The sequence below is a fragment of the Pseudarthrobacter sp. MDT1-22 genome (assembly GCF_054511035.1).
Genome location: NZ_JBTNDK010000001.1, coordinates 233,940 through 255,914, shown reverse-complemented (window position 1 = coordinate 255,914; position 21,975 = coordinate 233,940). Strand labels below are relative to the sequence as shown.

Annotated in this window: 17 protein-coding genes and 1 tRNA gene; 2 read left to right on the top strand and 16 right to left on the bottom strand. The window is 61.9% G+C overall.

The genetic code is table 11. The annotated features are described in order from the left end of the window. Nucleotides 1-69 precede the first annotated feature (69 nt). The 7 genes from tuf to ACX80M_RS01230 form a co-directional block, all read right to left on the bottom strand. Complete coding sequence (gene tuf / locus ACX80M_RS01260; protein ID WP_160673126.1) at nt 70-1,260, bottom strand: elongation factor Tu; 1,191 nt, start codon at nt 1,258-1,260, stop codon at nt 70-72. A gap of 263 nt (nt 1,261-1,523) precedes the next feature. Beyond that, nucleotides 1,524-3,638, bottom strand: coding sequence for an elongation factor G (fusA, locus tag ACX80M_RS01255; RefSeq protein ID WP_058931715.1), 2,115 nt, complete (start codon nt 3,636-3,638; stop codon nt 1,524-1,526). A 69-nt stretch (nt 3,639-3,707) separates the two neighbouring features. Further along, the gene (gene rpsG, locus ACX80M_RS01250; protein WP_011692813.1) at nt 3,708-4,178 is read right to left on the bottom strand and encodes a 30S ribosomal protein S7; all 471 of its coding nucleotides are present in this window, start codon (nt 4,176-4,178) and stop codon (nt 3,708-3,710) included. Nucleotide 4,179: 1 nt separating this feature from the next. Further along, complete coding sequence (gene rpsL / locus ACX80M_RS01245) at nt 4,180-4,554, bottom strand: 30S ribosomal protein S12 (RefSeq protein WP_011692814.1); 375 nt, start codon at nt 4,552-4,554, stop codon at nt 4,180-4,182. 333 nt (nt 4,555-4,887) lie between these two features. Continuing rightward, nucleotides 4,888-8,787 carry a DNA-directed RNA polymerase subunit beta' gene (locus ACX80M_RS01240; protein ID WP_104062633.1) on the bottom strand — a complete coding sequence of 1,300 codons (3,900 nt, stop codon included), beginning with the start codon at nt 8,785-8,787 and terminating at the stop codon, nt 4,888-4,890. A 119-nt stretch (nt 8,788-8,906) separates the two neighbouring features. Next, entirely contained in the window at nt 8,907-12,416 is a 3,510-nt protein-coding gene (gene rpoB, locus ACX80M_RS01235; protein WP_058931713.1) for a DNA-directed RNA polymerase subunit beta, read from the bottom strand. A 296-nt stretch (nt 12,417-12,712) separates the two neighbouring features. Further along, complete coding sequence (locus tag ACX80M_RS01230) at nt 12,713-13,183, bottom strand: hypothetical protein (protein ID WP_459308392.1); 471 nt, start codon at nt 13,181-13,183, stop codon at nt 12,713-12,715. A gap of 243 nt (nt 13,184-13,426) precedes the next feature. Here ACX80M_RS01230 and ACX80M_RS01225 point away from each other — a divergent pair, with 243 nt between their 5' ends. Then, nucleotides 13,427-14,626, top strand: coding sequence for an acetyl-CoA C-acetyltransferase (locus ACX80M_RS01225; protein WP_459308390.1), 1,200 nt, complete (start codon nt 13,427-13,429; stop codon nt 14,624-14,626). A 33-nt stretch (nt 14,627-14,659) separates the two neighbouring features. Then, nucleotides 14,660-15,157, top strand: a complete 498-nt coding sequence (locus ACX80M_RS01220; RefSeq protein ID WP_459308388.1) for an aminoacyl-tRNA deacylase — start codon at nt 14,660-14,662, stop codon at nt 15,155-15,157. A 134-nt stretch (nt 15,158-15,291) separates the two neighbouring features. Here ACX80M_RS01220 and rplL read toward each other — a convergent pair whose 3' ends face one another. The 9 genes from rplL to ACX80M_RS01175 form a co-directional block, all read right to left on the bottom strand. Beyond that, on the bottom strand, nt 15,292-15,669 hold the full coding sequence (gene rplL, locus ACX80M_RS01215; protein ID WP_056344416.1) for a 50S ribosomal protein L7/L12: 378 nt from the start codon (nt 15,667-15,669) through the stop codon (nt 15,292-15,294). Nucleotides 15,670-15,749: 80 nt separating this feature from the next. After that, on the bottom strand, nt 15,750-16,349 hold the full coding sequence (rplJ, locus tag ACX80M_RS01210; RefSeq protein WP_252598412.1) for a 50S ribosomal protein L10: 600 nt from the start codon (nt 16,347-16,349) through the stop codon (nt 15,750-15,752). A 296-nt stretch (nt 16,350-16,645) separates the two neighbouring features. Continuing rightward, nucleotides 16,646-17,764, bottom strand: a complete 1,119-nt coding sequence (locus ACX80M_RS01205; protein WP_252598413.1) for a GNAT family N-acetyltransferase — start codon at nt 17,762-17,764, stop codon at nt 16,646-16,648. 8 nt (nt 17,765-17,772) lie between these two features. Further along, entirely contained in the window at nt 17,773-18,729 is a 957-nt protein-coding gene (locus tag ACX80M_RS01200; RefSeq protein ID WP_459308385.1) for a GNAT family N-acetyltransferase, read from the bottom strand. A 148-nt stretch (nt 18,730-18,877) separates the two neighbouring features. Beyond that, the gene (gene rplA / locus ACX80M_RS01195; protein ID WP_058931708.1) at nt 18,878-19,585 is read right to left on the bottom strand and encodes a 50S ribosomal protein L1; all 708 of its coding nucleotides are present in this window, start codon (nt 19,583-19,585) and stop codon (nt 18,878-18,880) included. 142 nt (nt 19,586-19,727) lie between these two features. Continuing rightward, entirely contained in the window at nt 19,728-20,159 is a 432-nt protein-coding gene (rplK, locus tag ACX80M_RS01190; RefSeq protein WP_024365990.1) for a 50S ribosomal protein L11, read from the bottom strand. A 130-nt stretch (nt 20,160-20,289) separates the two neighbouring features. Continuing rightward, nucleotides 20,290-21,156 (bottom strand): transcription termination/antitermination protein NusG, encoded by an 867-nt coding sequence (gene nusG, locus ACX80M_RS01185; protein WP_252608577.1) that lies wholly within the window; start codon nt 21,154-21,156, stop codon nt 20,290-20,292. Nucleotides 21,157-21,272: 116 nt separating this feature from the next. Then, nucleotides 21,273-21,557 (bottom strand): preprotein translocase subunit SecE, encoded by a 285-nt coding sequence (gene secE / locus ACX80M_RS01180; protein ID WP_056344431.1) that lies wholly within the window; start codon nt 21,555-21,557, stop codon nt 21,273-21,275. Nucleotides 21,558-21,638: 81 nt separating this feature from the next. After that, nucleotides 21,639-21,711: transfer RNA gene (locus tag ACX80M_RS01175), tRNA-Trp, on the bottom strand. Nucleotides 21,712-21,975: the final 264 nt, after the last annotated feature.

Here is a 21,975-nt window from a genome sequence, read left to right as displayed (position 1 = left end):
AGCAGCGGGGCTGTTCCAAACTTCGCGTCAGGCTGTCAGACGGCCATCAGCTCCGTGCTCAAGAAGTAATTACTTGATGATCTTGGTAACGCGTCCTGAACCAACGGTGCGGCCGCCTTCGCGGATAGCGAAGCCGAGGCCCTCTTCCATGGCGATGGGCTGGATGAGCGCAACGGTCATCTCAGTGTTGTCGCCAGGCATAACCATTTCCGTGCCTTCCGGCAGGGTGATAACGCCGGTTACGTCCGTGGTGCGGAAGTAGAACTGCGGGCGGTAGTTCGAGTAGAACGGGTTGTGACGTCCGCCTTCGTCCTTGGAGAGGATGTAGACGTTGGCCTCGAAGTCGGTGTGCGGGGTGATGGAACCCGGCTTGACAACAACCTGGCCACGCTCTACGTCATCACGCTTCAGACCGCGGAGCAGGAGGCCACAGTTCTCGCCGGCCCATGCTTCGTCGAGCTGCTTGTGGAACATCTCGATACCGGTGACGGTGGTCTTCTGAACCGGACGGATGCCGACGATCTCAACCTCAGAGTTGATGCCGAGGGTACCGCGCTCGGCGCGACCCGTCACAACGGTGCCACGACCGGTGATGGTGAAGACGTCTTCGATCGGCATCAGGAAGGGCTTGTCCTTGTCGCGGATCGGGTCCGGGACATTCTCGTCAACCGCTTCCATGAGGTCCTCGATGGACTTGACCCAAACCGGGTCGCCTTCGAGAGCCTTCAGGCCGGAGACGCGAACAACGGGAGCGTCGTCGCCATCGAAGCCCTGAGCAGAAAGCAGCTCACGAACTTCCATTTCAACGAGGTCCAGCAGTTCTTCGTCGTCAACCATGTCCGACTTGTTCAGCGCAACCAGCAGGTAGGGAACGCCAACCTGGCGGGCAAGCAGAACGTGCTCGCGGGTCTGAGCCATCGGGCCGTCAGTGGCGGCAACCACGAGGATTGCACCGTCCATCTGGGCAGCACCGGTGATCATGTTCTTGATGTAGTCAGCGTGACCCGGAGCGTCTACGTGTGCGTAGTGGCGCTTCTCGGTCTGGTACTCAACGTGAGAGATGTTGATGGTAATGCCGCGCTGACGCTCTTCGGGAGCAGAGTCAATAGACGCGAAGTCGCGCTGCTCGTTGAGAGTCGGGTACTTGTCATACAGCACCTTGGAAATGGCGGCCGTCAACGTCGTCTTACCGTGGTCAACGTGACCAATGGTGCCGATGTTAACGTGCGGCTTAGTCCGCTCGAACTTTGCCTTTGCCACAGGTTCCTCCTAGAACGTTTTCAAATGACTTACCCTTCAACCGCGCTTATCGCGGCAGAAACTCAGGCAAGTCTACTTGGGGGGCTTTGGATTGGTGAAATTGCAGATTCAGGAACTAATACTAGTCCCTCGAGCCTGTTCGTGCAGGTGGCCGGCGCCCGGCTTGACCGGACTGCATCTAACCGGGACCCGGCCACCTGCACCAGGTGTGCTTCCGTCAACCGGAAACGCACCCGAGTTTTTTGCTGCGAAAGTCCGAAAGACTACTCGCCGCGGTTCTTCTGGATGATCTCGTCGGCAAATGCCTTCGGGACCTCGGCGTAGCTGTGGAACGTCATGGAATACACAGCGCGGCCCTGGGTCTTGGAACGCAGGTCACCGATGTAGCCGAACATGCCGGACAGCGGGACGTGCGCACGGATGACCTTGACACCCTGTGCATCTTCCATGGACTGCATCTGGCCACGGCGGGAGTTGAGGTCACCGATAACTTCACCCATGTATTCCTCAGGGGTGCGGACCTCTACATCCATCAGCGGTTCGAGCAGGATGGGGTTTGCCTTACGTGCGGCTTCCTTGAAAGCCATACGGCCGGCAATCTTGAACGCCATTTCCGAAGAGTCAACATCGTGGTAGGCACCGTCAATCAGCGTCGCCTTGATGCCAACAACCGGGTAGCCGGCCAGGACGCCGTCGTTCAGTGCATCCTGGATACCGGCGTCAACCGACGGGATGTATTCGCGCGGAATACGGCCACCAGTGACCTTGTTCTCGAACTCGTACAGCTCGCCCTCGGAAGTGTCCAGCGGCCCGATCGCAATCTGGATCTTTGCGAACTGGCCAGAACCACCGGTCTGCTTCTTGTGCGTGTAGTCGTGACGCGCAACAACATTCTTGATGGTTTCGCGGTAAGCGACCTGCGGCTTGCCGACGTTGGCCTCGACCTTGAACTCGCGGCGCATGCGGTCCACCAGGATGTCCAGGTGGAGCTCGCCCATGCCGGCGATGATGGTCTGGCCGGTGTCCTCGTTGAGGGAGACCTGGAAGGTCGGGTCCTCAGCGGAGAGCTTCTGGATAGCCAGTGAGAGCTTCTCCTGGTCACCCTTCGTGTTCGGTTCGATGGCAACCGAGATCACGGGCTCCGGGAAGCTCATGGACTCGAGGACGATCTGGTTGCTGGAGTCACACAGGGTGTCACCCGTGGTGGTGTCCTTCAGCCCGATCGCTGCGTAGATGTGGCCGGCGGTAGCGCCCTCAACGGGCATTTCCTTGTTGGCGTGCATCTGGAACAGCTTGCCGATGCGCTCCTTCTTGCCCTTGGTGGAGTTGACCACCTGAGCACCCGCTTCGACGTGACCGGAGTACACGCGGATGAAGGTGAGCTGGCCGAAGAAGGGGTGCGCAGCAATCTTGAACGCCAGAGCCGAGAACGGCTCCTCGGAGGAAGGCGCGCGCGTGAGTTCCTTCTCTTCGTCGCGAGGATCGTGACCGATCATCGGCGGGACGTCGAGCGGGTTGGGCAGGTAGTCAACCACGGCGTCAAGCATCGGCTGAACGCCGCGGTTCTTGAACGCGGAGCCACAGAAGACCGGGTAGAGCTCAGAGTTGATCGTCATCTTGCGGATGCCGGCCTTGAGCTCCTCGACGGTGAGTTCTTCACCTTCGAGGTACTTCTCCATGAGCTCTTCGGTAGCGTCAGCCACCGTCTCAACGAGGGCAGCCCGGTATTCCTTGGCCTTCTCCAGCAGATCCGCGGGGATCTCCTGGACCTCGTACTTGGCACCCATGGTGACGTCACCCTTGGAGTCGCCCGGCCAGACCAGCGCGCGCATTTCCAGGATGTCGACAACACCGACGAAGTCGTTCTCGGCACCGATCGGCAGCTGCATAACGAGCGGCTTGGCACCGAGGCGGCTGATGATGGTGTCTACCGTGTAGTAGAAGTCAGCGCCGAGCTTGTCCATCTTGTTGACGAAGCAGATGCGCGGAACGTTGTACTTGTCAGCCTGGCGCCAAACGGTCTCAGACTGGGGCTCGACACCTTCCTTACCATCGAACACGGCAACGGCGCCGTCGAGGACGCGCAGTGAGCGCTCAACCTCAACGGTGAAGTCAACGTGGCCGGGGGTGTCAATGATGTTGATCTGGTTGTTGTCCCAGAAGCAGGTCACGGCGGCAGACGTGATGGTGATGCCGCGTTCCTTTTCCTGTTCCATCCAGTCAGTCGTCGAAGCGCCGTCGTGCGTTTCGCCGATCTTGTGGTTCACACCTGTGTAGAACAGAATGCGCTCGGTGGTGGTGGTCTTGCCAGCATCGATGTGGGCCATGATGCCGATGTTGCGGACCTTACTAAGGTCTGTAAGCACGTCCTGTGCCACGGTGTCTCCCTTTCGGATGGACTACGCGTTCGCCGCCGGCTCAGTCGAGCCGGCGGCGTCCGGGAAGTATTACCAGCGGTAGTGTGCGAAGGCCTTGTTGGACTCGGCCATCTTGTGGGTGTCTTCGCGACGCTTGACAGCGGCACCGAGACCGTTGGAGGCATCCAGGATTTCGTTCTGGAGGCGCTCGGTCATGGTCTTTTCACGGCGGGCCTTGGAGTAGCCAACCAGCCAACGCAGGGCGAGGGCGGTGGAGCGGCCCGGCTTGACCTCAACCGGAACCTGGTAGGTAGCGCCACCGACGCGGCGTGAGCGGACCTCAAGTGAAGGCTTGACGTTCTCCATGGCCTTCTTGAGGGCTGCTACGGGGTCGCCGCCGGACTTGGCGCGGGCGCCTTCGAGGGCACCGTAAACAATGCGCTCTGCGGTGGACTTCTTACCGTCAACCAGCACCTTGTTGATCAGCTGGGTAACCAGCGGGGAGCCGTAAACGGGATCTAGTACGAGCGGCCGCTTGGGGGCCGGACCCTTGCGAGGCATATTACTTCTTCTCCATCTTTGCGCCGTAACGGCTGCGTGCCTGCTTACGGTTCTTCACACCCTGGGTATCGAGGGCGCCACGGACGATCTTGTAACGAACGCCGGGGAGGTCCTTCACGCGACCGCCGCGAACGAGCACAATGGAGTGCTCCTGCAGGTTGTGGCCTACACCGGGGATGTAAGCGGTAACTTCAACGCCACCGTTGAGGCGCACACGTGCAACCTTACGAAGAGCCGAGTTCGGCTTCTTGGGGGTGGTGGTGTAAACGCGGGTGCAAACACCGCGGCGCATCGGGCTGCCGTTAAGCGCGGGAGCCTTGGTCTTTTTGACCTTAGGCGTGCGGCCCTTGCGGACCAGCTGGTTAATCGTAGGCACTCTCGTGTTCTCCGTTGGTTTGATCTCTACCTTCACGCTCAGGCGCCAGCCTGAACACAATGGTTTGGCGTTGCTCCTTGCAGCTGCGGCCTCTGGAAACTTGCGTAGGCGTGCAAAAGCGTGGCATTCGTTGCGCACCTTACCCGCAACCCGGAAACAAGCTCCACCCAGCATCATGAGAACAAAACCAAAATGATGCTGCGGCGGCCTTCATCCACTGCCACACAGAACAATTACACAAAGTTTAGCACGGCTGGACCCGGGCCCTTAATCGGGTGTAGACGAAAGGCCCCGCCTCCACAGAGTGGAAGCGGGGCCTTTCAATGCAATCGACTAGCGGAAATCGTTGCCGAGATCGTAGTCATCCAGCGGGATGGCGTGGAACTCAGGAGCTCCGTCGCCGCCCAGGGAGTCGTACGAGAAGTCACTGAAGGCGCTGGGGCCGGTGAACAGGTTGGCCTTCGCTTCCTCAGTGGGCTCCACGGTGACCTCGGTGTAGCGCGGGAGACCCGTGCCGGCCGGGATCAGCTTACCGATGATGACGTTCTCCTTGAGGCCGAGCAGCGGGTCGCTCTTGCCTTCCATGGCCGCCTGCGTCAGGACGCGGGTGGTCTCCTGGAAGGAAGCTGCCGACAGCCAGGACTCGGTGGCCAGGGACGCCTTCGTGATGCCCATGAGCTCAGGACGTCCGGAAGCCGGAGTCTTGCCCTCGGACACAACGCGGCGGTTGGCCTCCTCGAAGCGGCTGCGCTCGGCGAGCTCGCCGGGGAGCAGATCCGATTCGCCGGACTCGATGACCGTGACGCGGCGCAGCATCTGGCGAACGATAACCTCGACGTGCTTGTCGTGAATACCGATGCCCTGGCTGCGGTACACGCCCTGGACCTCGTCCACCAGGAACTTCTGCGCAGCACGGGGACCCATGATGCGCAGAACCTGCTTGGGATCCACCGGACCGTTGATGAGCTTCTGGCCCACTGTGACGTGCTCGCCGTCCTCAATGAGGAGGCGTGAACGGCGCAGTACCGGGTAGGCGATCTCTTCAGAGCCGTCATCCGGAGTGATGACCAGGCGCATCTGACGCTCGGACTCTTCGATGGCGATGCGGCCGGCTGCTTCAGCAATCGGTGCGACACCCTTCGGAGTACGGGCTTCGAAGAGCTCCTGGATACGGGGCAGACCCTGGGTGATGTCGTCGCCACCGCTGGCGGAAACAGCACCACCGGTGTGGAACGTACGCATGGTCAGCTGGGTACCGGGCTCACCGATCGACTGTGCGGCGATGATGCCGACGGCCTCGCCGATGTCCACGGTCTTGCCGGTGGCCAGTGAACGGCCGTAGCACAGGGCGCAGGTGCCGACGCTGGACTCACAGGTGAGTACTGAGCGGACCTTGACCTCGGTGATGCCGGCTGCGAACAGCTCAGCGATAACGACGTCGCCGCAGTCGGTGCCGCCGGCCGCAAGGACATTGCCCTTGGAGTCCACAACATCAACAGCGAGCGTACGGGCGTAGGCGCTGTTCTCGACGTTCTCGTCCAGGACCAGCTCGCCGTTGGCGTCCGGCACGGCGATTGCCGTGACCAGGCCGCGCTCGGTGCCGCAGTCCTCTTCGCGAACGATGACGTCCTGCGACACGTCCACCAGACGACGGGTCAGGTAACCCGAGTTGGCGGTACGCAGCGCGGTGTCAGCCAGGCCCTTACGGGCACCGTGCGTGGCGATGAAGTATTCCAGCACCGACAGGCCCTCGCGGTAGGAGGACTTGATGGGACGCGGGATGATTTCACCCTTAGGGTTGGCCACCAGGCCACGGATACCCGCGATCTGACGGACCTGCATCCAGTTACCACGTGCACCGGAGGACACCATGCGGTTGATGGTGTTCATCGGCGACAGGTTGTCACGCATCACCTGGGCGATCTCGTTGGTTGCCTTGTTCCAGATCTCGATCAGTTCCTGGCGACGCTCGTCGTCGTCGATCAGGCCCTTGTCGTACTGGCCCTGGATCTTGGCAGCCATGGTTTCGTAGCCGGCGAGGATCCGCGGCTTGTCCTTGGGTACCTCGATGTCCGAGATGGCGACTGTAACGCCTGAGCGGGTGGCCCAGTAGAAACCGGCATCCTTCAGGTTGTCCAGCGTTGCCGCCGTGACCACCTTCGGGTAGCGCTCGGCGAGATCGTTGACGATCGTGGACAGTTCGCCCTTGTCCGCAACGTTCTCAACCCACGGGTAATCCGCCGGCAGCGTCTGGTTGAAGATGACCTGTCCCAGGGAGGTCTGGACGATCACCGGCTGGCCGGCTTCCCAGCCTTCCGGAGCTTCCCAGCCCGCGTACGGAACGAAGCCTTCGAGACGGATCCTGACCTGCGAGTTCAGGTGCAGCTCGCGGAGGTCGTAGGCCATGATGGCTTCGGCAACCGAGGAGAAGACGCGTCCTTCGCCAGCTGAACCGACACGCTTGGTGGTCAGGTGGTAAAGACCGATGATCATATCCTGCGAAGGCAGGGTGACCGGACGGCCGTCGGACGGCTTCAGGATGTTGTTCGAGGACAGCATCAGGATGCGTGCCTCGGCCTGGGCCTCGGGGCTCAGCGGCAGGTGGACTGCCATCTGGTCGCCGTCGAAGTCAGCGTTGAAGGCGCCACAAACCAGCGGGTGGAGCTGGATTGCCTTACCTTCAACAAGCTGCGGTTCGAAAGCCTGGATGCCAAGGCGGTGCAGGGTGGGTGCACGGTTGAGCAGCACCGGGTGTTCGGTGATGATCTCTTCCAGCACGTCCCAGACCTGCGGACGGTAACGCTCAACCATGCGCTTGGCCGACTTGATGTTCTGTGCGTGGTTGAGGTCAACCAGGCGCTTCATCACGAACGGCTTGAAGAGCTCCAGTGCCATCTGCTTGGGCAGACCACACTGGTGCAGCTTCAGCTGCGGGCCGACGACGATGACCGAACGGCCGGAGTAGTCAACGCGCTTGCCGAGGAGGTTCTGGCGGAAACGGCCCTGCTTGCCCTTGAGCATGTCGCTCAGGGACTTCAGCGGACGGTTGCCAGGACCGGTGACCGGACGGCCGCGACGGCCGTTGTCGAAGAGGCTGTCAACAGCTTCCTGAAGCATGCGCTTCTCGTTGTTGACGATGATCTCCGGGGCACCGAGGTCAAGCAGGCGCTTGAGGCGGTTGTTGCGGTTGATCACACGACGGTAGAGGTCGTTGAGGTCGGAGGTCGCGAAGCGGCCACCGTCCAGCTGGACCATCGGGCGCAGTTCCGGCGGGATCACCGGGACGGCGTCCAACACCATGCCGAGCGGGCTGTTGTTGGTGGTCAGGAACGCGTTGACCACCTTCAGGCGCTTCAGGGCGCGGGTCTTGCGCTGGCCCTTGCCGTTGGCGATGATGTCGCGCAGCAGGTCAGACTCGGCCTGCATGTCGAAGTTCTCAAGACGCTTCTTGATGGCTTCGGCACCCATGGAGCCTTCGAAGTACATGCCGTAGCGGTCGCGCAGCTCGCGGTAGAGGCCTTCGTCGCCTTCGAGGTCTGCGACCTTCAGGTTCTTGAAACGGTCCCAGACCTGCTCGAGCCGCTCGATCTCGGCGTCGGCACGCTTACGCACGTTGGCCATCTGACGGTCCGCGGAGTCGCGGGCCTTCTTCTTGTCGGCAGCCTTGGCACCTTCACCTTCGAGGCGCGCGATCTCGTTTTCGAGGTCACGGGCGATCGTGGCGATGTCGGAGTCGCGGTTGTCGATCAGCTGCTTCTTCTCGATGTCGTGCTCAACCTGCAGGTTGGGCAGTTCCTCGTGGCGGCTGTCGGCGTCGACGCTGGTGATCATGTAGGCAGCGAAGTAGATGACCTTTTCGAGGTCCTTCGGTGCCAGGTCAAGGAGGTAGCCCAGGCGGGACGGAACACCCTTGAAGTACCAGATGTGCGTGACCGGGGCGGCCAGCTCGATGTGGCCCATGCGCTCACGGCGGACCTTCGCACGGGTGACTTCAACGCCACACCGCTCGCAGATGATGCCCTTGAAGCGCACACGCTTGTACTTACCGCAGTAGCATTCCCAGTCGCGGGAAGGGCCGAAGATCTTCTCGCAGAAGAGGCCGTCCTTCTCGGGCTTGAGCGTGCGGTAGTTGATGGTTTCCGGCTTCTTAACCTCGCCGTAAGACCAGCCACGGATGTCATCCGCGGTGGCGAGGCCGATCTGCATGAGGCCGAAGGAGGATTCGCTGGACATATGGTCCCTGTTCTCTCTTGTTCTCTAAATTCTGAAGTCTTGGTTACGGGAAGAGGGAGGTGATGCCGGGGAAAAGGCAGCGCGGCGGGGCCGCTTGCTTTTCCCCGGACATCAACCTGCTAAACCTCTTCTACGGAACTGGGCTCTGCACGAGACAGATCGATGCCCAGTTCTTCCGCAGCCGTGAAGACTGCGTCATCAGAGTCACGCATTTCAATTGTGGTTCCGTCCGTGGAGAGTACTTCCACGTTCAGGCACAGCGACTGCATTTCCTTGATCAAGACCTTGAAGGACTCAGGAACGCCCGGCTCGGGGATGTTCTCGCCCTTGACGATTGCTTCGTAGACCTTGACACGACCGTGGATATCATCCGACTTGATGGTGAGGAGTTCCTGGAGCGTGTACGCGGCGCCATAAGCTTCCAGCGCCCACACTTCCATCTCACCGAAGCGCTGGCCACCGAACTGTGCCTTACCACCCAGCGGCTGCTGCGTGATCATGGAGTACGGGCCAGTGGAGCGGGCGTGGATCTTGTCGTCCACCAGGTGGTGGAGCTTCAGGATGTACATGTAGCCGACCGAGATCGGATCCGGGAACGGCTCGCCGGAGCGGCCGTCGAAGAGGCGGGTCTTGCCTGAGGAGTTGATCAGGCGGTCGCCGTCGCGGGTGACGTTGGTGGAGTCCAGCAGACCCGTGATTTCCTCTTCACGGGCGCCATCGAACACCGGCGTTGCAACAGTGGTCTGGCCACTCTCGCGCGGCAGGTTCGGCAGCTGCTTCATCCACTCGGGCTCGCCTTCGATCTTCCAACCGGTCTTGGCAACCCAGCCGAGGTGCGTTTCCAGCACCTGGCCGACGTTCATACGGCCCGGAACACCCAGCGGGTTCAGGACAATATCAACGGGGGTACCGTCGGCGAGGAAGGGCATGTCCTCGATCGGGAGGATCTTGGAGATAACGCCCTTGTTGCCGTGACGGCCGGCGAGCTTGTCGCCGTCGGTGATCTTGCGCTTGGCGGCCACGTAGACGCGCACCAGCTGGTTCACGCCCGGGGGCAGTTCGTCGTCGTTGTCGCGGTCGAAGACGCGGACGCCGATGACGGTGCCGGACTCGCCGTGCGGAACCTTCAGGGAGGTGTCGCGCACTTCGCGGGACTTTTCACCGAAGATGGCACGCAGCAGGCGTTCTTCCGGGGTCAGTTCGGTTTCACCCTTCGGGGTGACCTTTCCGACCAGGATGTCGCCGGCTTCAACTTCGGCACCGATGTGGATGATACCGCGCTCGTCCAGGCCTGCCAGGACTTCCTCGGACACGTTGGGGATGTCACGGGTGATTTCCTCGGCACCAAGCTTGGTGTCGCGGGCATCGATCTCGTGCTCCTCGATGTGGATGGAGGAAAGAACGTCCTCGGCAACAATGCGCTGCGAGAGGATGATGGCGTCCTCGAAGTTGTGGCCTTCCCATGACATGAATGCCACGAGCAGGTTCTTACCGAGGGCGAGTTCGCCCTGGTCCGTTGCCGGACCGTCGGCGATGATGCCGCCGACCTCGAGGCGCTGGCCTTCGTTCACCAGGACACGGTTGTTGTAGCAGTTGCCCTGGTTGGAGCGTGCGAACTTGTTGATGCGGTAGTTGGTTTCCGTACCGTCGTCGTTGAGCATAATGACGAGCTCAGCGGAGACCTCGGTAACCACACCGGCCTTCTTCGCAATGGTGACATCACCGGCGTCGACGGCTGCGGCGCGCTCCATGCCGGTACCCACGAACGGGGCCTCGGAACGGACCAGCGGCACGGCCTGGCGCTGCATGTTGGCACCCATGAGTGCGCGGTTAGCATCGTCATGCTCGAGGAACGGGATCAGGGCGGTAGCCACGGACACCATCTGGCGCGGGGAAACGTCCATGAACTCGACCTCGCCGGCGGGAACGAGCACAGGCTCGCCTCCACCACCACGGGCGCGGACCAGGACGGTCTCTTCGGCGAACTTCTTGTTCTCATCCAGCGGAGCGTTGGCCTGGGCGATCAGGACCTCTGCCTCGTCGTCGGCCGTGAGGTACTGGACCTCGTCGGAGACAACGCCTTCAGCGACGAGACGGTAAGGAGTCTCGATGAAGCCGAACGGGTTGATGCGGCCGTAGGATGCCAGCGAACCGATCAGACCAATGTTCGGGCCTTCAGGGGTTTCGATGGGGCACATACGTCCGTAGTGGGACGGGTGAACGTCTCGAACTTCCATGCCTGCGCGGTCACGGGACAGACCACCCGGGCCAAGCGCGGACAGACGGCGCTTGTGGGTCAGACCCGACAGCGGGTTGTTCTGGTCCATGAACTGTGACAGCTGGGAAGTTCCGAAGAACTCCTTGATGGCTGCAACAACAGGGCGGATGTTGATCAGTGTCTGCGGCGTGATGGCCTCGACGTCCTGGGTGGTCATCCGCTCGCGGACAACGCGCTCCATACGGGACAGGCCGGTGCGGACCTGGTTCTCGATGAGCTCGCCGACGGCGCGGATACGACGGTTGCCGAAGTGGTCGATGTCATCGATCTCAACGCGCAGCTCGTGGTCCTGGCCGTCGCGCTTGCCGGTGAGGGTCTTCTCGCCGGCGTGCAGGGCAACCAGGAACTTGATCATGGCCACGATGTCTTCAACGTGCAGGACAGAAGCTTCCTTGTCGCCAAGGGAGCGGTCGATGCCAAGCTTGCGGTTGATCTTGTAACGGCCAACCTTGGCCAGATCGTAGCGCTTGGAGTTGAAGTACAGGTTGTCCAGGAGTGACTGGGCAGCCTCGACTGTGGGCGGCTCGCCCGGTCGCAGCTTCCGGTAGATGTCCAGCAACGCGTCTTCGCGGGTCTCGGTGGCGTCCTTCTCCAGCGTTGCACGCATGGAGTCGTACTGGCCGAACTCTTCGAGGATCTGGCCTTCGGTCCAGCCGAGGGCCTTCAGCAGAACGGTGACGGACTGCTTGCGCTTGCGGTCGAGGCGAACGCCGACCTGGTCGCGCTTGTCGATTTCGAGTTCAAACCATGCACCGCGGGACGGGATGATCTTGGCAGTGAAGATGTCCTTGTCACTGGTCTTGTCGGCGGTGCGCTCAAAGTAGGCGCCCGGTGAACGGACCAGCTGGGAGACGACCACACGCTCGGTGCCGTTGACGACGAAGGTGCCCTTCTCCGTCATGAGGGGGAAGTCGCCCATGAACACGGTCTGCTGCTTGATTTCGCCCGTGTTGTTGTTCATGAACTCGGCCTTGACGTACAGCGGTGCCGAGTACGTTGCGTCCCGGTCCTTGCACTCGGCCATGGTGTACTTCGGGTCAGCGAACTCCGGATCGGAGAAGCTCAGGGACATGGTGCCCTGGAAGTCCTCGATCGGGGAGATCTCTTCAAAGATGTCCGACAGTCCGGACGAGGTGGCGACGCTGAGATCGTTTTCTTCGACGGCCTTCGCTACGCGCGCCTGCCAGCGTTCGTTTCCGACCAGCCAGTCGAAGCTGTCCGTCTGCAGGGCAAGGAGATTCGGAACGTCCAGCGGTTCGTGAATCTTTGCGAATGAGAGCCGGCGAGTGGCACCATCAGTGCTGTCGGCGGTGTTAGCGGTTTCGTTATTAGAGGTGCTCGAGGCGACCAAGAGGGATCCTTCCACAGACCTTCAGGCGTTTTCAGATCTCCCCCGCTGTGCACCCTGCGGAATGACTCCGCAGTGCTACCATCCGGTTCCGCTATATGACCCGGGCCGGGGCTTTCCATACAATGACGTTGTTGACGGCACGTTGATGGTCAGCTGCCAGGCAAAGCCCACCGCTATATGAAGGCTGAAGGTAAACAGGGAAGACGCAAATATCTACGATACGGCAAAACCAATTACGTGTCTACCCCACAACCGGACTTATTGCAAGCACTGATTTCTTGATACCGGAAGCGGCATCAGAGCCGCAGCGTAACGTCCTCAGCCGTGCAGGCCTGGGCGTTTGCGAAGACAGCATCACGCACACCATCCTTGGAAGTCTGCTCGGGATCGCCGCCGCTTTTCGCGGCCGTGGAGTGGTCAAGCGCGAGGACGCTGAGCGAGGTAAACAGTCCCACCAGGTTCCCCGACACCGTGTCCTTGGCGTCCTGGGCGGCAAAGTAGATGTCCTCGTAGGCGTTGGAATCGTCCTGGATGGCCTTGTAGTCGGCGTAGAGCGAGTTGAACGTCTCGCAGGCTCCCTTAACACCGCCGGCCTGGGGCGCTGCTGACGGAATGGAAGAGCGCGACGGCGATGCGGTGGAAGGTGCCGACGTGGACGCAGTGGGGGCTGCTGTGGATGAAGTGCTGTCCGGCGCAGGAGTGGCAACGCTGCAGGCGGTGAGTCCGGCGAGGCTGGCCATGGCTGCCGTGGCGAGGATTTTCTTCAAGATGCTGCTGCTCCCTGTTTTGCGTTGCTCTGATGTTCTTGCGTCGCTCTGTTGCTTTCGTCTTCGCCGTCCACCCTACGCACCACCGCGACCTCGCGCACAACCGGCGGATGGGTAGTTCTCCCCTGGTGGCCACGGCCGGCAGGATTGGAATCATCGGCACCCCTGCGGCGTTTGGATAAATAGGTGACATGCCTCACGGTAGCCTTGGAAGTACATCGATTCAGAGCGGAAGAGATCACAATGGGCAACTCCAACGACAACACTGACGTGGTCATCCTGGCCGGTGCGCGCACCCCGCAGGGCCGGCTCAACGGGCAGTTGGCGAGCTTCACCGCCGTCGAACTGGGAGCGCACGCGATCAGGTCCGCGGTTGCAGCGAGCGGCGTGGACGCCGGCCAGGTGGACGCCGTCATCATGGGCCAGGTACTGCAGGCCGGCGCCGGGCAGAACCCCGCACGCCAGAGCGCCATCGGAGCGGGAATCGGCTGGAACGTTCCGACCGTCACCATCAACAAGGTGTGCCTGTCCGGGCTGACCGCGGTGATCGACGCCGCCAGGATGATCCGCAGCGGCGACGCCACCGTCGTCGTGGCCGGCGGCCAGGAATCCATGACCCGTGCGCCTCACCTGCTGCCGGGTTCCCGCCAGGGCTGGACCTATGGCGCCATCCAGGCGCTGGATGTTGCGGCGCACGACGGCCTCACGGATGCGTTCGACGGCCAGTCCATGGGCCTGTCCACCGAAACCAAGAACCTGACCCTGGGCATTGACCGGACCTCGCAGGACAACGTGGCCGCCCACTCGCACCAGCGTGCGGCGCTGGCGGCGAAGAACGGCGTCTTCGAAGACGAGATCGCACCCATCAGCGTCAAGCAGCGCAAGGGAGATCCCATCGTCGTCTCCACGGATGAAGGGGTACGGCCCAACACGTCCATCGAGTCCTTGGCCGGGCTCCGGGCAGCCTTTGTCAGCGACGGAACCATCACCGCCGGCAACTCCTCTCCCCTGTCCGACGGCGCCTCCGCACTGGTGCTGGCATCGCGCCGATTCGCGGAGGAGAACGGCCTGGAATACCTGGCTGTGGTGGGAAAGCCCGGACAGGTTGCCGGTCCGGACAATTCCCTGCATTCGCAGCCGTCCCACGCCATCATGAACGCACTGCAGCGGGCGGAATGGAGCACCGCCGACCTTGACTTCATCGAAATTAACGAAGCGTTCGGTTCGGTCGCGGTGCAGTCGCTGAAAGACCTGGACTACCCGCTGGAGAAGTGCAACATCCACGGGGGCGCCATTGCCCTGGGCCACCCGATCGGGGCGTCCGGTGCGCGGTTGGCGCTGCACGCGGCCCATGAACTCAAACGGCGGGGCAGCGGCAGGGCCGCGGTCTCCCTGTGCGGCGGCGGCGGTCAGGGCGAAGCGCTCCTGCTGTACCGGGACTGATGGCGGGCACGGAATAATGGTGGGCAGGAACTGATGGTGGGGCAGGTCCACAACGCGGGCGCCGCCGTCGGACGTCAGCGCTTCCTTGCCGACGCCGCCGCGCGCGGCGTGGACGTGCAGCTGGTGGAGCGGCTGGCCGCGCGGAGCCTCGAGGAGGCTGCCGGGATTCTGGGCATCACGCCCGCAGACATCGTGAAGTCCCTGGTGGTCAAGCACAAGGACGGGACGTTCCTGTTCGCGCTGATTCCGGGCGACCGGCAGATCTCCTGGCCAAAACTGCGGACCCTTGTAGGCGTCAACAAGCTCTCGTTGCCGCCCGCGGACGTGGCGCTTGGTGCGACCGGCTACGAACGCGGGACCATCACCCCGCTCGGCAGCACCACCGCCTGGCCGGTGTACGCGGACGCCACAATTGCCGGCCGCCGGATCTCCATGGGCGCCGGCGAACACGGCTACAGCGCGTTTGTGGACGCCGACGCCCTAACCGCAGCGCTGGGCGCCGTCGTCGCCGATATCTCCGAACCGAACTAGGCGCCACACGCAAGTAGGTCGCACTAACTGTCGTTTTGAGCGCTCATAACGACAGTTAGTGCGACCTACTTGGGTTAAATGCAGGAAAACCCCGCCCACCGAAGTGGACGGGGTTTTCCGTGAAGCGGCGTGAGTTACTTGAGGGTAACGGTTGCGCCGGCAGCCTGGAGCTGCTCCACTGCCTTTTCGGCAGCTTCCTTGGTGACGCCTTCGAGGACAGCCTTGGGGGCGCTGTCAACAACGTCCTTAGCTTCCTTCAGACCCAGGGAAGTGATTGCGCGAACTTCCTTGATCACTGCGATCTTCTTTTCGCCAGCTGATTCGAGGATAACGTCGAATTCAGTCTGCTCTTCAGCTTCTTCAGCTGCGCCGCCACCGGCGGGGCCAGCAACAGCAACTGCAGCTGCAGTAACTTCGAAGGTCTCTTCGAAGAGCTTGACGAACTCGGAGAGCTCGATGATGGTCAGTTCCTTGAAAGCTTCAATGAGCTCTTCGTTGGTGAGCTTCGCCATGGTGTGGCGTCCTTCCTATAGGTGGTGCTTGGCGGCCTGGGCCATTGCCTTCACACCGGAGTCTGGTGGGTGAAGAGAAACTAGTTCTCTTCGGCAGCGGGTGCTTCGGCGGGAGCCTCTGCAGCTGCTTCGGGGGCTTCGTCTGCGGCCGGAGCTTCTTCCGCGGCGGGAGCCTCGGCAACTGCCGGTGAACCGTTCGCTTCTTCGAGCTTGAGGCGCAGTGCGTCAATGGTGCGTGCAGCGGCGGCAGCAGGTGCCTTGAGGATGCCTGCAACCTTGGCGAGCTGCAGCTCGCGGGACTCGAGTGCTGCCAGGGCAGCGACTTCGCTCGCGTTCAGTGCCTTGCCCTCGAAGTAACCGGTCTTGATAACCAGCTGCTTGTTGGCCTTGGCAAAATCCGTCAGGCTCTTGGCAGCGGCAACTGCGTCACCCTTGATGAACGCGATTGCAGTGGGGCCGGAGAGCTGGTCGTTGAATGCTTCGACACCAGCTTCCTTGGCTGCAATGGCGGTCAGGGTGTTCTTGACGACCGAGAACTTGGTGTCCTGGCCGAGAGAAACACGCAGCTGCTTGAGCTGTGCAACGGTGAGCCCGCGGTATTCGGTCAGGACAGCGGCGTTCGATTCCTTGAAATCGTTAGTGATCTCAGCTACTGCTGAAACCTTTGTAGGCGTTGCCATAACCCTCCTTCCGGGGATAGTGCCGGTATGCGACGGTCCCCGCTCAGATGAGCTAAAACTAAAAAACGCCCCGCGCAGATGCACGGGGCTTGGCTCAACACGGCTTTCACTGTGGAGCGTTGCTTCGTTCACCTGCGCCGGCCGCCCTATGTTCAGGGTCCTTCGTCCAGAAATACATTTGGCCTCCCGCACGCAACTGCAGAGTTGAGCTGTGTTCAGGAGAATGGATTTCCAACAACCGACGGTCTTTGGTACTGCAAGCTTACGGGACCGGCCGCCTGACCACCAAATCGGCCTTAGCTCTTGCTGGTCCCCAGGTACGGGAGTTCCTTCTGCCAGATGCCGGTCACGCCGGCGGTGGTGAAGCCGAGCTGCTGGTTGACAGTCAGCAGGTACCTGTTCTCGGGGGCGTTCCAGGTGTAGATGACACGGGCATCGGGGAACTGCTCGGTGAGCCGCTCCATGTTGGCCACCTTGATCAGCAGCCCCAGCTTGTTCCCCCGGTGCTCCTGCAGGACCAGGGTGTCGTCCTGGAACACCACATCGGGCCGGTGGGCCAGGACGCTGATGGTGGTCAGGCCCACCAGGGCCCCGGTGGCCAGATGCTCGACGGCGGTGACCACCGTCCGCCGCCCCTGCGCGATGGTGACCTCTTCGGCCTCGCGGAGGATGCCGCCGTCGAACACCATGTCCTGCTCAACGGGAGTCTCGAGGGAAGGGTCGACGTCGGCGCCCGCCTGGTTCTCGAGCACGGCCACGGCTTCCAGCCACTCATCCGGGCAGCGGTCCGTCCAGTGATGGAGCCGGTACCGCCCGCTATTGGCTTCATCCGCCTCGGCCTGGAGGTCGGCCACGAGTTTGGTGTCCAGCGGCAGTGCACAGGAGCTGAACTGTTCGATGTGCTGAAGTGTGTAGCCGGTCCGGCGCGCGAATTCGACTTCCCGGCTGTCCAGCGGCACAAAGCCCTGGCCTGAACCCGGCACCAGCTGGCCGGTCTCGAACTCGTGCAGGGACGCGCCGGGATGGTTGGTGTCAACGAGGATCAGCGTGCGGCCCTCGCTGCGGGCAAGGTGTTCAGCCGCGAGGAGCAGCTTGCGGCCCACTCCCTGGCGCTGGAATTCCGGCAGGATGTCCAGGGTGAACTCCGCCATATCCAGGTTGTCGGTCAGCGGCAAGGCAATGTCAACCGTACCGATGATCTGCTCCCCGGCCTTGGCTACCAGGATGACCTGGCGCTCATAGGGATCGGCCAGCTCCAGGAGCTTCTCCAGCGGCGTGTACGCGAGGTCGTCGCTGCCCCAGGTTTGCATCCGGACTTTGCGGCCCACCTCTACGGCAGCCAGGAAATCCACCGCGTCAGGTGCGTCCAGGGTGTCCGGGATCCACAGCTGCTCTATCCGTACGTCTTCTGCCATAAGGTGCGTCATCCCAGCCGTTTCTGCCATTCGCCCTCATAACCAGCAGGTTTGAATCCAAACAAATTATTTATCGCCAGCATATGCCGGTTTTCCACGGCGTTCCATGTCAGCACCGACCGCGCCGCCGGCCATCGATGCTGCGCGGTGCGGAGGTTCGCGGCCTTGATCAGCAGTCCCAGCCTCTTGCCGCGGTGCCTGGCAGGGTCCCAGTCCCCGGCTTCCCAGTCCAGTCCGGCAATGGGGACATCCTTGCTCATCCGGTTCTTGAGAACTGCGCATTCAGCCAGGAGTTCGTCAGGACACGTATCAGACCAGCCCACCAGGACGTAGCCGGTTGCCCGTGAACACGCCTCCATCTCCAGCGTGTCCAGCTGGTTCGCCGGGACCGGCAGCGTTAGCCGGCTAGACCTCTCCACCTGCTCAAGTTCGTAGCCCGCACCGGCTGCAAAGGCCACGGCAGGATCATCTGCGGGGAGCCCGACCGCGCCGGATTTGGCGGGGATCAACCGGGCCGCGTTCTCCACCGGCCCGGCGGGCAGCTCACAGTACGCATCCAAGGAAGTGCGGACGCTGTCCGCGGCCACCGCCTCGGCGTGCTCCAGCAGCCGGCGGCCCCAACCCCGCCGCCGGAAGGCTGCCGCCACGTCCACCATGATCCCTGCCGTGGACGTGTTCTCACGCAGGGGCAGGGTTACGGAGCAGGTACCCACGGTTTCCTGGCCCAGCCGTGCTACGAAAAGGCGGCGTTCCTCATACTCATTGCCGCGCCAGTATTCCAGGCTCTCCATGGCCGTGGGGCAGCGGTCCAGGTCGCCCCATTTCTCCAGTTCATGCTTCTCGCGCAGGGCGTGGCACTCGAAGAAGTCCATCACGCCGCCGGTGCCGCCGGCACTGTGGTCTGTCCCGGCGTCGAGCGCTGAAGGAATGGCCCCTGCGGTGATCATCAGCTGCTGACCGGTCATGCCCCATCCTAACCATCCGTTGGGTTTGGTCGAGGGCAGGCGGAGGCCGTTTGGTCCAGGGTCCTTGGGTAAGCAAAAGGACCGTCCGGCGCAGTGCCGGACGGTCCTTAGGTGTGTCGGGATAAACCGGCCGAATTGCTGTTGAGGACTAGACCTCGGTCAGGACCTTCGTGACGTTGGGGTCGACGGAGATGCCGGGACCGAACGTGGTGGCCACGGTGGCCTTCTGGATGTAGCGGCCCTTGGAAGCGGACGGCTTCAAACGAAGCACCTCTTCCAGTGCTGCTGCGTAGTTCTCGGCCAGCTTGATGGCGTCGAAGGAAACCTTGCCGATGATGAAGTGCAGGTTCGAGTGCTTGTCGACGCGGAAGTCGATCTTGCCACCCTTGATGTCGTTGACAGCCTTGGCCACGTCTGCGGTCACGGTGCCGGTCTTCGGGTTCGGCATCAGGTTACGGGGACCCAGGACCTTACCAAGACGGCCAACCTTGCCCATGAGGTCAGGGGTGGCTACGGCTGCATCGAAGTCGGTCCAGCCGGCTGCGATCTTTTCGATCAGGTCATCGGAACCAACAAAGTCGGCGCCGGCAGCGATTGCTGCCTCAGCCTTGTCGCCCGTTGCGAAGACCAGGACGCGGGAGACCTTACCGGTGCCGTGGGGCAGGATAACGGTGCCGCGGACCATCTGGTCAGCTTTGCGAGGGTCAACGCCCAGGCGGAAGGCAACCTCAACGGTGGCGTCGAACTTGGACGGGTTGGTGTCCTTGGCGAGCGTTACTGCCTCGAACGGCGCGTAGAAGTTCTCCGCGTCGATCTTGGCGGCTGCTGCCTCATATGCTTTGCTGCGCTTTGCCATGCTGCTTATTTCTCCTTGTGCAGTTGTGGTCTGCGGACCGCGCTGGGCCCTGCCACAGCCGAGGATCCTGGGAGGACCCTGCGGCATTACGGTTTGTGCCGGTTGTCCGGCAGTGGTGCCGGTTTCCCGACGGTGAAGGCTATTAGCCCTCTACGGTGATACCCATGGAGCGGGCGGTACCGGCGATGATCTTCGCTGCGCCTTCGAGGCTGGTGGCGTTGAGATCTTCCATCTTGGTGGTGGCGATCTCGTTGACCTGGGCCTGGGTCAGCTTGGCAACCTTGACGGTGTGCGGGGTGGGTGAACCCTTGGCAACGCCTGCAGCCTTCTTGATGAGCTCTGCAGCCGGCGGGGTCTTGGTGATGAACGTGAAGGAACGGTCTTCGTAGACCGTGATTTCCACGGGGATAACGTTTCCGCGCTGGGCTTCTGTGGCAGCGTTGTACGCCTTGCAGAATTCCATGATGTTGACACCGTGCTGGCCAAGCGCAGGACCGATCGGCGGGGCCGGGTTAGCGGCGCCTGCCTGGATCTGCAGCTTGATGAGGCCGGTGACCTTCTTCTTGGGAGCCAATGTAAGGTCCTTCTCTCAATATCTTCCTGGGACACAGGAGCGTGCCTCAGGTTGTTGGCCGCCATGGCGAGGCGACCGGCCGTTCCGGGGCTGCTAAGCGGGCAGTCCGGAACGAATTCTGTGCGGGTAACTAGATCTTGCTGACCTGGTTGAATGCCAGCGTGACCGGGGTTTCGCGTTCGAAGATCGACACGAGCACCACGAGGGTCTGGGATTCCACCTTGATCTCGGAGATCGTGGCGGGGAGGGTCTCGAACGGACCTTCCTTGACGATGACCGATTCGCCGACCTCGAAGTCGACGTCGATCTGGGCGGCAGCGTGCTTGACGGGCTTGCCCTTTTCGGCCTGCTCTTCTTCGAAGACCGGCGCGAGCATGGAGAAGACTTCGTCGAGGCGCAGCGGCACCGGGTTGTGGGCGTTGCCCACGAAGCCGGTAACACCGGGAGTGTGGCGGACGGCGCCCCAGGAGGCATCCGTCAGGTCCATGCGGACCAGGACGTAGCCGGGGATCCGGACGCGGTTGATGACCTTGCGCTGAGCGTTCTTGATCTCAACGACCTCTTCCATGGGCACCTGGATTTCGAAGATGTAATCTTCCATGTCCAGGGTCTGGATGCGGGTCTCAAGGTTGGCCTTGACGCGGTTTTCGTAGCCGGCGTAGGAGTGGATGACGTACCAGTCACCCTCCTGGCGGCGCAGCTTGGCTTTGAATTCGTCGGCGGGGTCAACCTCGGCCTTGGCGGCCGCGGCTGCCAGGGCGTCTGCATCAGCGTCGTCGCCCTCCGAGTCGCCCTCAGCAGGTTCGCCTTCTACGGCGTCACCCTCTGAATCGGCACCCTCTGAATCGTCTGAATCGTCGGCGGAATCGGCGTCGGCGGATTCGGGCGCAGCGGACTCAACCTCGGACTCTTCACCGGCTTCAGCCGTGGGGGCCGCCGTGTTGTCCGTGGACTCTTCCAGCTCAGTCTCGGTTACCTCGAGCTCCTGCTCAGACACTTGGTCTCCTGCTTCCTCATTGCCTAACATGCCTATTTAAATGGCTCAATTCCGCACACCGCGTGGATTCTTCCGGTTTACCCGGACAAGGCCACGCGGCCTGCGGACGATATGCCTTAGCGGTCTCCGGGAGCTATCCCGCCGAAGACCCAGCTGACCGCGGTTCCAAAACCGATGTCCAGCAGGCTGACGATCACCATCATGATGGCCACGAACACCAGCACCACGAGCGTGTAGTTGATCAGTTCCTTGCGGGTTGGTGCAACAACCTTCTTCAGTTCGCCGATGACCTGGCGAATGAAGAGTGCAATACGAGCGAAGAAGTTTGCCTTGGCGTCCTTCTTAGCTGGGCGGCCCTTGGAGCTGCTGGCAGCTGTTTCGGTCACCTGGTCCTCGCTCATCTTTGCAATGTTGGATTACCCGGTTCTGATCAGAACCATGGTTGCTGCGCTTGCTCCGGCATTCCGCCGGAACAGCTTGCGCAGGGCAGACAGGACTCGAACCTGCAACCTGCGGTTTTGGAGACCGCTGCGCTACCAATTGCGCCACTACCCTATGGATCGAAAACAGCATCCTGACAAACTTCCGCAGTTTGCACTGGGGCGCACGTCATCATCCGTGTTTTCAACACCGGAGAACCAGTCTACGCAACAACTTCGTCTACGTCGAACCAGCCTCATTCCGGACCGTCCAATCCGCCCTGGTGGGTGACTTGACCTGCAGTCACATCCACGCCGGCAGCCCGAACGATCCGCTGAACAGCATAGAGTAGATCACGTCGAATTCCACCATTCAGCCTCCGGGCTGCAAGCGAAGAAC